This is a genomic window from Streptosporangium jomthongense (genome assembly GCF_042650425.1).
Taxonomy (GTDB): domain Bacteria; phylum Actinomycetota; class Actinomycetes; order Streptosporangiales; family Streptosporangiaceae; genus Streptosporangium.
Genome location: NZ_JBHSBC010000014.1, coordinates 334,738 through 348,775, shown reverse-complemented (window position 1 = coordinate 348,775; position 14,038 = coordinate 334,738). Strand labels below are relative to the sequence as shown.

Annotated in this window: 11 protein-coding genes, 1 tRNA gene and 1 riboswitch; of the genes, 4 read left to right on the top strand and 8 right to left on the bottom strand. The window is 69.4% G+C overall.

Features of this window, described 5'->3' with window-relative positions:
* Positions 1-31 precede the first annotated feature (31 nt).
* Positions 32-144, bottom strand: a riboswitch (SAM riboswitch).
* Positions 145-196: 52 nt separating this feature from the next.
* Entirely contained in the window at positions 197-709 is a 513-nt protein-coding gene (locus ACFOYY_RS16325; RefSeq protein WP_352008663.1) for a DUF402 domain-containing protein, read from the top strand.
* Positions 710-717: 8 nt separating this feature from the next.
* Here the strand turns inward: ACFOYY_RS16325 and ACFOYY_RS16320 are convergent, their stop codons facing one another.
* Both ACFOYY_RS16320 and ACFOYY_RS16315 read right to left on the bottom strand, forming a co-directional pair.
* Complete coding sequence (locus tag ACFOYY_RS16320) at positions 718-1,827, bottom strand: nitric oxide synthase oxygenase (protein WP_386190201.1); 1,110 nt, start codon at positions 1,825-1,827, stop codon at positions 718-720.
* A 396-nt stretch (positions 1,828-2,223) separates the two neighbouring features.
* A tRNA-Asn gene (locus ACFOYY_RS16315) sits at positions 2,224-2,299 on the bottom strand.
* A 165-nt stretch (positions 2,300-2,464) separates the two neighbouring features.
* On the opposite strand from ACFOYY_RS16315, the gene ACFOYY_RS16310 reads away from it, so the two are divergent.
* A complete protein-coding gene (locus ACFOYY_RS16310) occupies positions 2,465-2,776 on the top strand; it encodes a YtxH domain-containing protein (RefSeq protein ID WP_352008661.1) in 312 nt (103 codons plus the stop codon).
* A 90-nt stretch (positions 2,777-2,866) separates the two neighbouring features.
* Here ACFOYY_RS16310 and ACFOYY_RS16305 read toward each other — a convergent pair whose 3' ends face one another.
* The 5 genes from ACFOYY_RS16305 to dnaG all read right to left on the bottom strand — a co-directional run bounded on the left by ACFOYY_RS16305 (position 2,867) and on the right by dnaG (position 9,486).
* Positions 2,867-3,328 (bottom strand): hypothetical protein, encoded by a 462-nt coding sequence (locus ACFOYY_RS16305; protein WP_352008660.1) that lies wholly within the window; start codon positions 3,326-3,328, stop codon positions 2,867-2,869.
* A complete protein-coding gene (locus tag ACFOYY_RS16300) occupies positions 3,325-4,599 on the bottom strand; it encodes an MGH1-like glycoside hydrolase domain-containing protein (protein WP_386190200.1) in 1,275 nt (424 codons plus the stop codon). Before ACFOYY_RS16300 ends, ACFOYY_RS16305 begins: the two co-directional genes overlap by 4 nt.
* A gap of 637 nt (positions 4,600-5,236) precedes the next feature.
* Positions 5,237-6,121, bottom strand: a complete 885-nt coding sequence (gene efeO / locus ACFOYY_RS16295; protein WP_386190199.1) for an iron uptake system protein EfeO — start codon at positions 6,119-6,121, stop codon at positions 5,237-5,239.
* A 216-nt stretch (positions 6,122-6,337) separates the two neighbouring features.
* Positions 6,338-7,441: an RNA polymerase sigma factor RpoD gene (gene rpoD / locus ACFOYY_RS16290; protein WP_352008657.1), complete on the bottom strand. Its 1,104-nt coding sequence runs from the start codon at positions 7,439-7,441 to the stop codon at positions 6,338-6,340.
* Positions 7,442-7,626: 185 nt separating this feature from the next.
* Positions 7,627-9,486, bottom strand: a complete 1,860-nt coding sequence (gene dnaG, locus ACFOYY_RS16285) for a DNA primase (protein WP_352008656.1) — start codon at positions 9,484-9,486, stop codon at positions 7,627-7,629.
* A gap of 151 nt (positions 9,487-9,637) precedes the next feature.
* Here dnaG and ACFOYY_RS16280 point away from each other — a divergent pair, with 151 nt between their 5' ends.
* Positions 9,638-10,489 carry a M23 family metallopeptidase gene (locus ACFOYY_RS16280; protein WP_386190273.1) on the top strand — a complete coding sequence of 284 codons (852 nt, stop codon included), beginning with the start codon at positions 9,638-9,640 and terminating at the stop codon, positions 10,487-10,489.
* A gap of 480 nt (positions 10,490-10,969) precedes the next feature.
* A complete protein-coding gene (locus ACFOYY_RS16275; protein ID WP_386190198.1) occupies positions 10,970-12,067 on the top strand; it encodes a cytochrome P450 in 1,098 nt (365 codons plus the stop codon).
* Between the two features lie 621 nt (positions 12,068-12,688).
* Here the strand turns inward: ACFOYY_RS16275 and ACFOYY_RS16270 are convergent.
* Positions 12,689-13,858, bottom strand: a complete 1,170-nt coding sequence (locus ACFOYY_RS16270) for a hypothetical protein (protein WP_386190197.1) — start codon at positions 13,856-13,858, stop codon at positions 12,689-12,691.
* Between the last annotated feature and the right edge of the window lie 180 nt (positions 13,859-14,038).

The following is a 14,038-nucleotide window of genomic DNA, read 5'->3' as shown; positions in this document are numbered from 1 at the left end:
ACTCCCAGGGCATGCCTCGGTGACCCGTGCGGGTCCGCGCTTGCGGCACGCCGACCGTGCCACCCGGTCCTCCCCGGGGGCACCCCGCCGCGGTGCGAGGGTTGCCGGTCAGCGAGCCGGGGCTTTGCACTGACACTCTTAACCTAGTTAGACGGTAGGAAATACATAGATCTCTGTCAACCCTTAAAGTCGGGGGATGTCTCATGAGATCGTCCGCGTGGTCTACCGCAAGTACGACGGCTCGCTGCACTGGAACCACCCGGCCCTGCTCCTCGGCGAGGACGAACACGGCGTGTGGGTCGGCTGCCCGCCCGGCAGCAGCGGCAGGCGGGGGCAGGAGCCGCCCGTCGTCTGGGACGAGCCGTTCGTGATCCTCTTCCCCCGTGACGCCTGGTGGACGGCCACCTTCAACGCGGCGCCGTACAAGGCCGAGATCTACTGTGACGTCTCGACCGTGCCGCGCTGGGACGGCGACGAGGTGACCATGGTCGACCTCGACCTCGACGTGATCCGCATGCGCAAGGACGGCCGGGTGCTCCTGGACGACGAGGACGAGTTCGAGGAGCACCAGGTCCGCTACGCCTACCCCAGGGAGATCGTGGAGGGCGCCCGCGCCTCGGCCGCCGCGCTGATGGAGGCCGTCACCGCCAGGACGGCCCCCTTCGCCTCACCTCCGCACTGGCTCTCCCTGGTCTCCGGGAACCGCTGAGAAGGACGTCACCGCCCCGGGCTCCACCGGCCCGCCGACCGCTCCCTGGAGTCGGGGTGGGTGACGAAGTTCGGCGAGAGCCGCTCCTGGTCGTAGTACCGGTGGAAGACCGGGGTCGCGGCCCCCGAGATGGGCGGGACGATCCAGCTCCAGTCGGCCGGGCAGATCCTGCCCGCGCTCTCCTCCCGCGCCACGTGCGTCAGGAAGCGCCTGGACTCGGCGTGGTGGTCGGTTATGGTGACCCCCGCCCTGTCGAAGGAGTACAGGACCGCCACGTTCAGCTCGACCAGCGCGTGGTCGCGCCACAGCGAACGCTCGTTACGGGTGTCCAGGCCGAGCCGCGCGGCGACCAGGGGCACCAGGTTGTAGCGGTCGGGGTCCGCGAGATTGCGCGCCCCGATCTCGGTCCCCATGTACCAGCCGTTGAACGGCGCGGCCCGGTAGCAGACCCCGCCGATCTCCAGGCACATGTTCGAGATCGCCGGTACGGCGTGCCAGCGCAGCCCCAGCCGCTCGAACCACGGATAGGCCGGGTGGGACAGCGGCACCTCTAGCACCGCGTCCCCGGGGATCGTGGACAGCACAGGCGGCCCGTCGCCCATCGAGACCGCCAGGGGAAGCACGTCGAAGGGCGTGCCCCGGCCGCCCGGCCAGCCGAGTTTACGGGCCATCGTGGTGAACCCGGCGTTGCGCGGATCGCCGACGACCGAACCGTCGTCCATCGCGTACCCCGCGTAACGGATGAGCTGCTCGTTCCAGATCCTCGGCCCCGGCGCCCCCGGCCGGTCCTGGGCGAAGATCGTGATCATCGGCCGGATCCGGCCGTCGGAGACGGCCTCACGGAGATGGTCGACGCACTCGACGGCGACCCCCTCGACCGTGTTCACCCGGCGCCGGTCGCGTACCCGCAGTGACTTCCAGTACAACCGCCCGATACACCTGTCGCTGTTGCGCCAGGCCACCCGGGCGCCGAAGACGAGTTCCTTCGGCGTGTGGGTGTAGGTCCCCGTCGCGGCGATCTCGGCGCGCACCTCGCGCAGCCTGGGCTTCACAGGGCCCGCGTCCGGGTTCTCCTCGTGGAACAGCGTCAGGAACTCCTCGGCGGCCGTCACGTCCACCGGCGGGGCCACCGGTTGGGAAGGCGGCTGCCACGGCGCCCTCCCGTCGTCCCGGTGGGCCCCCGCATAGCCCTGCGCGCGTGCTCCCTGTTCCCTCGCCGGCGTCTGGCGCCGGGGTTTCGGCCAAGTCGGCACAGAAAAACCACCTGTATACGTCTAACGGGTACGGCATGCCGTTCCGGGCGGCACGGTTCCCTCGGCGTGATGTCCCGCGTGATGTCTCCGGCCCGGCGGTGATCCCACTGCGGTACGGCGCCCACGACCCGGTCACCGAGTGCGAGCGAAAGGACACGAGGCGATGCGCCCCCTATTTTCCGTGATTCACCGGGATTTGTCCGCGAAATAGGACACGAAACGGCGAAGGCCCCGGGAGCTGTGCTCCCGGGGCCTTCCTGATGGCTCCCGCGATAGGACTCGAACCTATAACCTGCCGGTTAACAGCCGGCTGCTCTGCCGATTGAGCTACACGGGATCGTGCTTCGCGCTGTTCGGACCTGGGGTTTTCCCCCGCTCCTTGCGGCGCAGGAATAGATTAGCGCACTCCGGGAGTGTGTGTCGCATCGATGCTCCGGGGTAGGGCCGAGACAACTCACGATCCGCGGGTAGGGTCCCGCCCAGGACGCTTGTGGAGGTGGAGATGCGTTACCGACTGATGTTCGGTGTAGGCCTCGCGGTCGGCTACATCCTTGGGAGCCGCGCAGGCCGGGAGCGCTATGAGCAGCTCAAGCGGATGGCGCGCCGGGTCTCGGACAACCCCGCCGTCCAGGAGGCCGCGGGGCTGGTCGGCGCCCAGGTTTCCAGGGCCACCGACGTGGCCAGGACGAAGGTGAGTGACGTGGCCAGGGACAAACTGCCGTTCCTGCAGCCGCGCGACGGCAGGGGACCAGAAGAGCACGACGAAACGGGCACCGGATGGCCACGGGAGGAGAAGGCCGTCACCCCCCACTGATCCCGCCGCCCGCGCGGGTCACGGCGCCCACCGGACCCGCGCGGGCTCCTTTCGCGCTCCGTACCGAGAAAAGCCGGTCGTGGGGCGCCCTCAGACGCCGAAACTGCGGCGCGTCTCCTCCAGGGCCTGCTCGGCGAGAGCGCGCAGACCGGGGTCCTGCGGGTCCATCCCGGCGTCGAAGACGAACTCCCAGATCATCTGGTCGTCGTCGGTCCTCCTCGCCACCAGCCGCACTCCCCCTCTGGCGTCCAGCGGGGCGTACTGACTGACCACGATCGAGGCCATGACCCGCTCCCGCACGGCCTCCGGCACCCGCCCCGGCTCGGGCAGCGGCGCCCGGAGCGTCCGCCCCTCCGTGGTGACGACCGTCAGCCCCTCCTCGTCCCACACCCCCCGGTCGATCCGGAACCACGGCAGCCTGGTCTCGCCCAGATAGAGCGCCTTGTCGGTCGCGACCACGTAGCCTTCGGGCCCCTCGGCGTAGGTGAGCACCCGGTCGGTCGGCGCCACGGCCGCGCGGACCCCCGCGGGCGTCCGATTGAAGAGCTTCATCCCTCCACGTTATCGGCGAGCAGATCGAGGGTGAGCGCGGCGGACCAGGAGAAGTCCCTGCTGCCCCTGCCGCTGCCGTCGAAGGGGTCGAAGCACTCCCTGAAGCCCGCCTGCCGTACCAGGCGCAGGGTGCAGACGCCGAGCAGCCGCGCCAGGCCGTCCAGCCCGTGCACGGCCGCCGCCCGCCGCAGCAGCCAGTTGGTGTTCACCCAGGACGGCCCTCGCCAGTAGCGCGACCGGTCGAACTGGGTGGCGCGGATCTCACAGCTGGGCACGGGATATCCGGCGGCCCCCATGAACCGGGCCGATTCGAGCACCCCGACCAGCTTGGCCACCCGGTCGGCGGGCAGGCCGGGGTCGAGCATCGGCCCGAAGGCGCCCACGGTGCACATCGGGCTGAGCCGTCCCGAGCGCAGGTCGAGGGCGTGGAAGGCCTCACCGCCCCAGAGCCGTTCGAGCAGCCCGGCGCGGATCCGCTCGGCCGCCTCCCGGTGCGGCGCGGGATCGGCCCCGGCCAGCGGGGCCAGCTCGGCGAGCGCCTGGCAGGAGGCCAGCCAGATCCCGTTGAACAGCGGGTCCTCGACCGCGAAGGGATGCTCCGCGCGCAGGTAGGCCGGGTCGTAGCCGGAGTCGCGGTAGCGCTGGGCCAGCCAGACGTAGCGGTCGGGGAACGGTTCCTCCCCGTGGGCGCCGGAGGCCTGGGTCACGGCGTCCAGCGGGCCGTCCCACACCGGGCTGTCGTCCATCCCCGACTCCCAGGGGTGGACGATCGCGGCCAGTCCTCCCCCTCCCAGGTCCCTGGCCGTGGCGAGGTAGTCGTGCTGGGCCACAAGCATGGGGTACAGCCTGCGGACCAGGCCGCGCGCCTCCTCGCGGTTCCTCGCGTGCCGCCACATCCACCAGGTGGCCAGGGCGTGCAGGGGCGGCTGGGTCAGCCCGGAGGTCGGCACCCCGTTGGGGGCGGCGGGATGCTCCCCGGACCGCCAGACGGAGGGACCGGGGAAGTAGGCGTCGGCGAGACCCCGGTTGAAGACGATGTGGGGCACCATCCCGGTGTGCCACTGCCCGGCCAGGAGGCTGAGCAGTTCCGTGCCCGCTCTGCGGGTGTCGCAGCGGGAGACGCCGATCGCGACGAAGGTCGAGTCCCAGTTCCACTGGTGCGGATAGAGGCCGGGCGCGGGCACGGTCACGGCGCCCGCGCGATTGGCGTCGAGTACGGACCACGCCTCGCGTCCGAGTGCGACATCGTCCACCGCTGTCCGCCCCTCCATTCGCCCAGTCTGGGCCAGTATTCGCCGGGAGAACAGCCCTTCGCCCCTTCTGCATGCTTCTGGCACGTCTCTACCCGACCGTCCACGCGTCCCCGAGGACCGTTTCCCATCGGCCCGCCCTATCGGCCATTCGGCGTACGAAACACATCTATCGGGCAGAAGACTAAAAAGGGGTCATTTATGGATATAAAGCGGAAAATCATGATCGGGAGGTTGTCTTTGGCGGTCACCGGCGCCGCGGGCGTGCTCTCCCCGGCGTTCCTCCAGCCGTCGTCCGCCCTCGCCGACGTCTCCCCTTCCGGAACACCGGGGACACCGGGGCACCAGGGACACCGGCGGTACCGGAAGCACCCGGGACGCCCGGGATGTCGGGGACGCCCGGCACCGGACGCGCGACCACCCCGCCCGGCGAGGCGCCACACAGCGGCCAGAACGGCCGGGACGGCCAGGTTGGACGAGAGGGCCGGGGCGGGGGCGGTGACGGCGGCTCAGGGGGCGCCGGAGGCTCAGGAGGCCAGGGCGGCGCGGGGGGAACCGGCGGGGACGGGATGGGGGGAGACGGAGGGGACGGTGGCCCCTGAAAGGCCCCTGAAAGGCCACCGAAAGGCCGCTGAGAGGCCGCTGAGACCGGCCCAGCTCAGCCCGCGATCACCGCGGCCAGATTGGACAACGGCTCGGCCAGCGCGTTGAGCCCGTCGGAGAGCTCCTTGATCTGCTCCTTCGACAGGTCGTTGTAGGCGGCGAACCCGTCGCCCTTGGCGTGCTTGGCGAGCAGGGCCCGCATGTCGGCGAACTCGGTGTCCAGGGTGGCCGAGAGCTTGGGGTCACGCCGGAACACCATCGGCCGCAGCAGCCGGTAGACCTCGAAGGCGCCGTCCACGTTGGCCTTGAAGTCCCACAGGTCGGTGTGCGAGAAGGTCTCCTCCTCACCGGTCACCTTGCCGATCGCCACCTCGTCGAGCAGTTCCTTCGCCCCCGCCGCCATGGAGGCCACGGTGATCTCCGCCTGCGGCAGCAGGGCCCTGAGCCTGCTGAGATCGGCCAGCAGGGTGTCGCCGTACGCGGCCTCCCTGCTGAGGGTCTGCGGTGCCCGCCACAGCGCCTTCTCCAGCCGGTGCCAGCCCGTCCACTCCTCGCCCTGGCTGAGGTCGGCCTCCCGCGAGTCCACCCTGGTGTCGATCTCGGGGAAGGCCCCCACGACCGGCTCGACGCTCTCCCAGCCGACCCTGCTCGGCGCGTAGAGGGCCTTCGCCTTCTCCACGTCGCCCTTCTTGACCGCGTTGACGAACTTGGCGGTCTTGGCGATGGCGTCGTAGATCCGCTTCTCCGCGTAGGTCCGGTACTCCCCGACCACGCGCGCGGCCTCCAGCACCTCCTGGCCGGCGTGTTCGCCCGGCGGCGCGGCGGCGGGAACGGCCGGGACGACCGGGGCGCCGCCGGTGCCGGTGCCGGCCGTGCCGCACGCGGTCAGGACGAGGGCGAGCAGGCCGCAGGCCGCGGCCGGACGAAGGACAACGGACATGGACGGCTCCCCGAAGATCTTTCCCGAAGCATCCATAATCCTGTAACCGCACGTCACAGCCTCGGCGACGTGCCGAAGCACCCGGCGATCCTCATCAGGAACGGCAGGGAGGAACCCCTCGAACCCGCTCGTTTCCCGGCAAAGGACCAACGCCTCACGAGGTACGGCGGAGGCCCCCGGAACGGGTTCCCCGGGGGCCTCCGCCGTACGGGACGTTCAGTCCAGGTAGTCGCGCAACATCTGGGCGCGGGTCGGGTGACGCAGCTTCGCCAGCGTCTTCGACTCGATCTGCCGGATGCGCTCCCGCGTCACGCCGAACTCCCTGCCGACCTCCTCCAGCGTCCTGGGGTGCCCGTCCGCCAGGCCGAAGCGCAGCTGGATGATGCGCTGCTCCCGTTCGGACAGCGTCGCGAGAATGTCGTCGAGCTGGTCCTGGAGCATGATGAAGGCCGCGGCCTCCATCGGCACGACGGCGTCGGCGTCCTCGATGAAGTCGCCGAGGTCGGAGTCCTCCTCGCCGATGGGCGACTGCAGTGAGACCGGTTCCTGCGCGATGCGCTGGATCTCGATCACACGCTCGATCGGCAGGTCCATCTCCAGCGCGATCTCCTCGGGCGCGGGCTCCCGGCCGAGGTCCTGGTGGAGCTGGCGCTGAACACGGACCAGTTTGTTGATGGTCTCGACCATGTGCACCGGAATGCGAATGGTGCGCGCCTGGTCGGCGATGGCCCGTGTGATCGCCTGGCGAATCCACCACGTGGCGTACGTGGAGAACTTGTATCCCTTGGTGTAGTCGAATTTCTCGACCGCTCTGATGAGCCCGAGGTTGCCCTCCTGGATGAGGTCCAGGAACAACATCCCGCGCCCGACGTACCTTTTGGCGATCGAGACGACAAGCCGCAGATTGGCCTCGATCAACCGTTGCTTGGCCCGTGTGCCCTCCCACACGAGCTCCCTGAACTCGGGGAAGGACATTCTTGAGACGAGATTGGTCAGCTTGTCCTCGGCGAACAGTCCCGCCTCGATGGACTTGGCGAGCTCCACCTCCTCCTCCGCCGTGAGCAGGGGCACCCGGCCGATCTCCCGCAGGTAGATGCGGACCAGATCGCTGGTCGGGGCTCTCTTACCGACATCCTCCTCATCGGACCGGACGGCGTCCTCGTCGCCCTGTGGTTCGAGGACCTCCACTCCGTGTTCGGCGAGCATGCGCACGACGCGTTCAAGCGCGTCCGACGGCAGCTCGGATTTGTCGAGGGCGGCGGCTACGTCATCGACCGTGACGCTTCCGCGCTCTCTTCCCTTCGCGACGAGGTCGGCCACCTGGTCTACCGATGGCGGCCCACTTGGCAGCACCGATGCACCCACGGGAGACAGTCTGCTGTATTCGGTCCCCTAAATGGCAGACCTATTTTTGTCACCGAAGGTAAGGCGGCGATCATTATCGAACCGAGACCTTATTGGGGTTTGGTCGAATCGCCGTATGGAAATCAAAGCACATTACGTGATCAGCTGCCCGAGGCACGATCCTTCAGCACCCGGCGCTGCTGTTCGAGCGCGACGAGCTCGGCGAACAGCCGGTTGAACCCCTCCTGCTCCTCGACAGGATTGGTCCGCTGCATCTGCGACTTGAGCTGCTCGACGGCTCGCTCGACCGAGATCAGTTCGAGCGCGGTGAGCATCCCCGAGGCGTATCTCTCCTCGTCGTCCAGGTCGACGCGCAGCCCCTCGACCGCGAGCCGGGTGACCAGCGGGCGCAGCGCCTCGGTGGCCAGGCCGAGCAGCCGGTCGACCCACTCCCGCCCGCCGGGGCCCGCCGTGGCCGTACCGCCCGCCTCCAGGATCAGCTTGTGCAGGGCGACGTGCTCGGGCAACGTGAACGCCTCGGCGCCGATCGTGTCGTAACCGGGCCCCAGCAACGCGGGCCGCTGCACGGCCAGCTTCAGCACCTCGGCCTCGGTCCGCACCGCGGGGTCGGTCAGCTCGGCGACCTTGCGCGGCCCGGCGGGCCGCTGCGGGCGCTGCGGCGCCCCCTGGGCGGCGACGGAGATCTCGGCGATGCGGTCCACGACGAACTGCTCGTTGTTGAAGCCCAGCCAGCGGTCGAGGTCGACGGCGTACAGCTGGCGCAGCGCCCTGTCCTTGATGCCGGCCACGATCGGGGCCGCGGCGTCCAGCGCGGACAGCCTGCCCTCGTTCGTGCTCACGTCGTGGCGGAGGATCACGCTGCGGATGGCGAAGGCGAACAGCGGCTCCCGGCTGGCGACCAGGTCGCGGACCGCGGCCTCGCCACGGGTGACGCGCAGGTCGCACGGGTCGAGCCCGTCACCCTGGACCGCGACGAAGGTCTGCGTGACGAACTTCTGCTCGTCGGCGAAGGCCCGCAGCGCCGCCTTCTGCCCCGCGGCGTCGCCGTCGAAGGTGAAGATCACCTCGCCCTGCGAGCCCGACTGGTCGAGCAGCAGCCGCCGCAGCACCTTGATGTGCTCCTGGCCGAAGGCGGTGCCGCAGGTGGCGACCGCCGTCGGCACCCCCGACAGGTGGCAGGCCATCACGTCGGTGTATCCCTCGACGATCACCGCCTGGGACCGCTTGGAGATCTCCCGTTTGGCCAGGTCGACGCCGTAGAGGACCTCGCTCTTCTTGTAGAGCGGGCTCTCGGGGGTGTTGAGGTATTTCGGGCCGTCCTCGGCGTCGTTCAGCTTGCGGGCGCCGAATCCGATGACGTCGCCGGTGATGTCGCGGATCGGCCAGACGAGCCTGCCGCGGAAGCGGTCCATCGGCCCTCGCCGTCCCTCCTTCGCCAGGCCGCCCTTGATCAGCTCCGCGGCGGTGAAGCCCCTGGCCATCAGGTGCCGGGAGAGGGCCTCCCACTCGGCGGGCGCGTAGCCGACCCCGAAGTGCTCCGCGTCGGCCCGCTCGAACCCGCGCTCGGACAGGAACCTGCGCCCGGCCGCGGCCTCCGGGGAGGAGAGCCGCTCGGCGTAGAACTCCGCCGCCGCCCGGTGCGCCTCGATGAGGCGGCTGCGCTCCCCCTGCTCGCGCCCGGGGACGTAGCCGCCCTGCTCGTAGCGCAGCTGGATGCCGGCCCGGTTGGCCAGCCGTTCGACGGCCTCGCCGAACGACAGGTGCTCAAGACGGCGGACGAAGGTGATGACGTCGCCGCCCTCGGCGCAGCCGAAGCAGTACCAGTAGCCGCGGGCGGGGGTGACGTTGAAGGAGGGACTCTTCTCGTCGTGGAAGGGACACAGTCCCTTCATGTTGCCGCCGCCCGCGTTGCGGAGCTGGATGTGCTCACCCACGATGTCCGCGATCGGCGAGCGCTCCCGCACGAGCGCGATGTCCTCGTCACTGATCCGGCCTGCCACGCCGTGAGTCTAGTGCGGTCCTCCGACATCCCGGGGCGCCCTGGAGCGGCCTCGGCTGGGACGCCGACTTTCCCGAACAGGTCGTGACCAAACGGAAGGTCGGCTACAAAGGTAAAGGCTGGTTATCGATAACGTTAGCCTGGTGGAGATCATGCGATCGGGGCACATAGCTCGACTGAGTGTGACGGTGGGCGTTCTGCTCGCCACCGGGGCCTGCGCGTCCCCGGGAGGGGTCGCGGGTGTCAGCACCCTTCCCCCCGCGGCGGAGGTCGCGGCCACGGGGCCGGGCAAGGTCACGGCGACGATTCCCACCCCGTCCCCGACGCCCGCCGCGCAGGCGAGCGTGACCCGGCCGGCGGGCGATGACCCGGTGCGGGTCCCGCCGCCGAAGCTGTCGAACTTCAGCTACGTCTTCCCGGTCAAGGACTGCAGGGTGAGCTACGAGAGCAGGCTTCTCGTGCTGCCGAAGACCACGATCTGGACCGGGAAGGGCTGCTCGTTCGTCTCCCCGGTGAACGGGGTGGTCGACGAGGTCAACGCCAAGAACCGGTGGAAGCCCTCGACCGACCGGGGCCCCGACCGGGAGGGCCGTTTCGTCACGGTCATCGGCGACGACGGCGTGCGCTACCTCGGCGGCCACCTGGACAGGATCACCCCGGGGATCAAGCCCGGCGTCAGGGTCTCCGCGGGTCAGGTCCTCGGCCAGGTCGGCAACTCGGGCAACGCCCGCTCGACCGCGAGCAACCTCTACTTCGCGATCTCCTGGAAGACCGACCACTCCCTCTGGTGGGTACGGCGCGGCATGGTCCCGCCGTGGAACTACCTGGACGCCTGGCTGGACGGCAACCGCACGCTCTCGCCCGCCGAGGAGTCGCGGGCCGTGATGAACCGGGTCGGCGCCTCCCCCAAGTGCTCGACCCTGTGCGCCGCCAAGCCCGGTTCGACGGACAAGCCGGAGAAGCCGTCCCCGACGCCCGAAGAGAAGATTCCCCTGGGCAACTGACCCCGTTCCTGCGGATCCTCTCCGCCGGGGACGGGGTTTCCGGCGCCTTTCACGTTCACACGGCCGGCGCGGACCGCAAGAGCCGCGCCGGGATATCACGGTTTCCATGAGTACGGCGACCCACCGTGGCCTTCCGGCATTCGGGAACGGCCTTCCATTGAGCGGAATGACCCCGTGACCGGCTCGTTCATCGCACTACCAGCCGATTGATCATCACCCTCATCCCCAAATCCGAAAAATCACTCTAATAAATAAATATCATCTTTTCGGCCACCCAAAAGCGACACCTTGACAGACAGGTAACTTTTGCTACGTTCTCCGAAAAGAACAAATGTGGCGGACCTTTGGGAGCAAGATCAAATGACGACAGATTTCCCAATTTCTCGCACTTGTCCTTTTTCTCCGCCGGACGAGTACGAACGGCTCCGCGAACAGGCCCCACTCGTCAGAGCCAGGATCGCCAGAGGCGAGGTCTGGCTGGTGACCCGGCACGCCGAGGCGCAGCAGGTGCTCAGCGATCCCACGGTCAGCACCGATCCGGCGTCCCCCGGCCATCCGATGCCCGCGATGCGGCCCGACGACCCCTCCGAGGAGGAGCTGGAGATCCGCAGGAGATTCCAGGCCGGCCAGTTCATCGACATGGATCCGCCGGAGCACAGTCTCTACCGGCGAATGCTGATCCCCGAGTTCACCGTGCGACGGGTCAAGGAGATGCGCCCGGCCATCCAGGAGGCCACCGACCTGCTCATCGACGACATGCTGAAGGCGGGCTCCCCGGCCGACCTCGTCGACGCCTTCGGCTTCGCCCTGCCGTCCATGGTGACCTGCGCGCTCCTCGGCGTCCCCTACGCCGACCGCGACTTCTTCCGGGCCAGGACCCGCAAGATGATGGACACCGGCGTCGGCTCCTCCGCCGACGGGATCGCCGCCGCCATCGAGGTCTGGCACTACCTCGACAAGCTGATCACCGAGGCGGAGAGCGAGCCGGGCGACGACCTCATCGGACGCCTGGTCACCGCGCGGCGGGAGACCGGCGAGCTGACCCACGACGCCATGGTCGGCATGGTCTTCCTGCTGCTCATCGCCGGGCACGAGACGACCGCGAACATGATCCCGCTGGGCGTGCACACCCTGCTGCGTCACCCGGACCAGCTCGCCGCCCTGCGCGCCGACCCCACCGGCTGGCCCCTGGCCGTCGAGGAGTTGCTGCGCTACCACTCGATCGTCGACTGGGTGGGTTTCGACCGGGTCGCCACCCGGGACATGGAGATCGGGGGCCAGGCCGTACGGGCCGGGGAGGGCATGTTCGTGCTCGGCGCATCGGCCAACCGCGACCCCCGGGTCTTCGACCGGCCCGACGACTTCGACATCCGCCGGGGCGCCCGCAACCACCTGGCCTTCGGCTACGGCGTCCACCAGTGCCTCGGCCAGAACCTCGCCCGCGCAGAACTGGAGATCGCCTACCGCGCCCTCTTCGACCGCCTGCCCGCTCTCCACGTCATCGGAGACGACGACGACCTGCCCTTCGACTACGACGGGGTGGTCTTCGGGACCCGCGCCTTCCCCGTGGGCTGGTAGCCCGTACGGGGCGGCCTCAGGAACGCCGTTCAGGCACCGGTTCGCTCCAGCCGCTCCTTGGCCGCGGCCGGTTCGGCGGGCACCTCACGCCGCAGCCACCGGGTGATGTCGGCACGTTCGTCCCCGGTACGGGTCATCCGGTGACCGGTCCGGGGGCCCGGGGGGTTCGGACCCTGAACCTGAGTCATCCTCCTGGCGAACCCACCGGACGGCTCCGACCCTGTCGTCGATGACGGCGCAGGCGCGAGGGTCCGGAACCTCTCCCGCCGCCCGGCGGACGAGAGCGCGGGCCTCACCGTATGCCAACGCGGTGTCCTGCGGCATGTGCGCGAAGATACGCGACCAACGGACCCCGGAGCCGTCCTCGCCCCCTGGCCGTCCCGGTCGGGGAGCCACGGCGTGGGAGGTTCCGGGCCTCGACGGCGGTCACCGGAAACCGCCTTTACAAAGTATGGTGAGCCCGTTCCGGGGAGGGTTCTCTCCCCGGTCTGACGAGCGCCTCTCCCGGGCCCGCTCCACCGGTCTCATCCGGATGAGATCCCGGGCCGCGCACCTTCCCGGCCTGTGGGTCCGTTTCGGTCCACAGGCCGGGTTACAGGCCGGGCTTCCGCGTTCGCCCTGTCAGCAGGGTGCCGCCGCGTAGAGGGTCCCCGCCTGGGTGGTGATGCGGGAGGCGGCGTCGGCCCAGGTGGTGCCCAGGGGGTTGAGGGTCAGCACCACCATGATCTTCCGGTCGTTCGCACAGAGGGTCCCGGAGGTGTGCATCGCGGGGCTGGCCAGGTCGACGCTCGCCGTACGGGCGGACGGGCTCCGCGTACCGGCCGCCACCGGGCACCGCGGGTCCTCGTCGAAGGCGGACCAGCCCTGCTTGACGGCCCAGGGGGCGGAGACGGCTCTCGGGATGCCGAAGTACTGGTCCCAGCCGTCGTCCGCGCACCGGGTGGCCTGGCGCAGGTGCCCCATGATGAGGTTCCTGAAGGACGGGTCCGCTCTCTCCAGGATGTAACGGTAGATCTTCACCACGTCGGCGGCGCTGATCTCGGTGTAGCCCCACATCCCCCGGTCGGCCGGTGGCGCCGTGTCGGTCAGGCCGATCTTGGTCACCATCCGGCTCACGATCGTCTCCCAGCCGCCACGCTCCCACAGGGCGCTCGCGGCGTTGTCCTTACTCGAACGCAGCATGCTCTGCAGCAGCTGGGCGTCGGCGGTGGGCACCGCCGTACCCGGGCCGAGGGTTTCGAGGTAGTCGAGGGCGATGAGCAGTTTCACCAGCGAGGCGGAGCGGAACCTCTTGTGCTCCTCGCTGCGCACGGACGTGCCGGTGACGCGGTCGTAGACCATGTAGGCGGTCGAGCGATCGGCGGGCAGCGACGGGCACTGGGCGAGCCTGGCGTCGTCCGGGTCCAGTGAGGTGTTCAGGTAGAGCGCGGGCACGAAGCCGTAGCCGTGCCGCTCCGGGTTGCTCACCACCCGGTCGCCCTGGGTGTAGTACCACACGTTGTTGCCACCGCCGTGCTGCTGGCCGCGCGTCCAGCACAGGAACCAGCTCTGGGCGGTGTCCATGACCCCCACCTGCGGCGACGAGCTGTCCGGGGTGGCGTGGACCGGGGCTCCCGTCTGGTTGCCGCAGACGGAGTCCTCGGTGAACGTGTTCGGGAAGATCCCGCCGCCATGGCTGACGCCCGTACGGTGCTGACACACCTGGGCCTGGGCGGCGGAGGTGGGTAACAGGGCCAGGGCGGTGGCGACGAGCACACCGACGAGCAGCCCGTTGAATACTCGCATGGACATTCCCCCAATGATCAGAACCGTCCCCGCCGCGCCCTCGCACGACAACACCACCGTAATCGCGATCAGAACAGCGAAACAATCATTGATTCAGCCATAAACTGCAGCATTTCCGACACTTCGCAGCATCGACGTCAGCCATCCCTCCAGGATCTGGCCGCAGCCCTTCGAAGCGCTCAGGGT

Excerpts from the sequence above, each read along its gene's own strand:
- efeO (WP_386190199.1), bottom strand. The coding sequence starts at position 6,121 with ATGTCCGTTGTCCTTCGTCCGGCCGCGGCCTGCGGCCTGCTCGCCCTC.
- ACFOYY_RS16310 (WP_352008661.1), top strand. The coding sequence starts at position 2,465 with ATGCGTTACCGACTGATGTTCGGTGTAGGCCTCGCGGTCGGCTACATC.
- ACFOYY_RS16305 (WP_352008660.1), bottom strand. The coding sequence starts at position 3,328 with ATGAAGCTCTTCAATCGGACGCCCGCGGGGGTCCGCGCGGCCGTGGCG.
- ACFOYY_RS16300 (WP_386190200.1), bottom strand. The coding sequence starts at position 4,599 with ATGGAGGGGCGGACAGCGGTGGACGATGTCGCACTCGGACGCGAGGCG.
- ACFOYY_RS16270 (WP_386190197.1), bottom strand. The coding sequence starts at position 13,858 with ATGTCCATGCGAGTATTCAACGGGCTGCTCGTCGGTGTGCTCGTCGCC.
- ACFOYY_RS16325 (WP_352008663.1), top strand. The coding sequence starts at position 197 with ATGTCTCATGAGATCGTCCGCGTGGTCTACCGCAAGTACGACGGCTCG.
- ACFOYY_RS16280 (WP_386190273.1), top strand. The coding sequence starts at position 9,638 with ATGCGATCGGGGCACATAGCTCGACTGAGTGTGACGGTGGGCGTTCTG.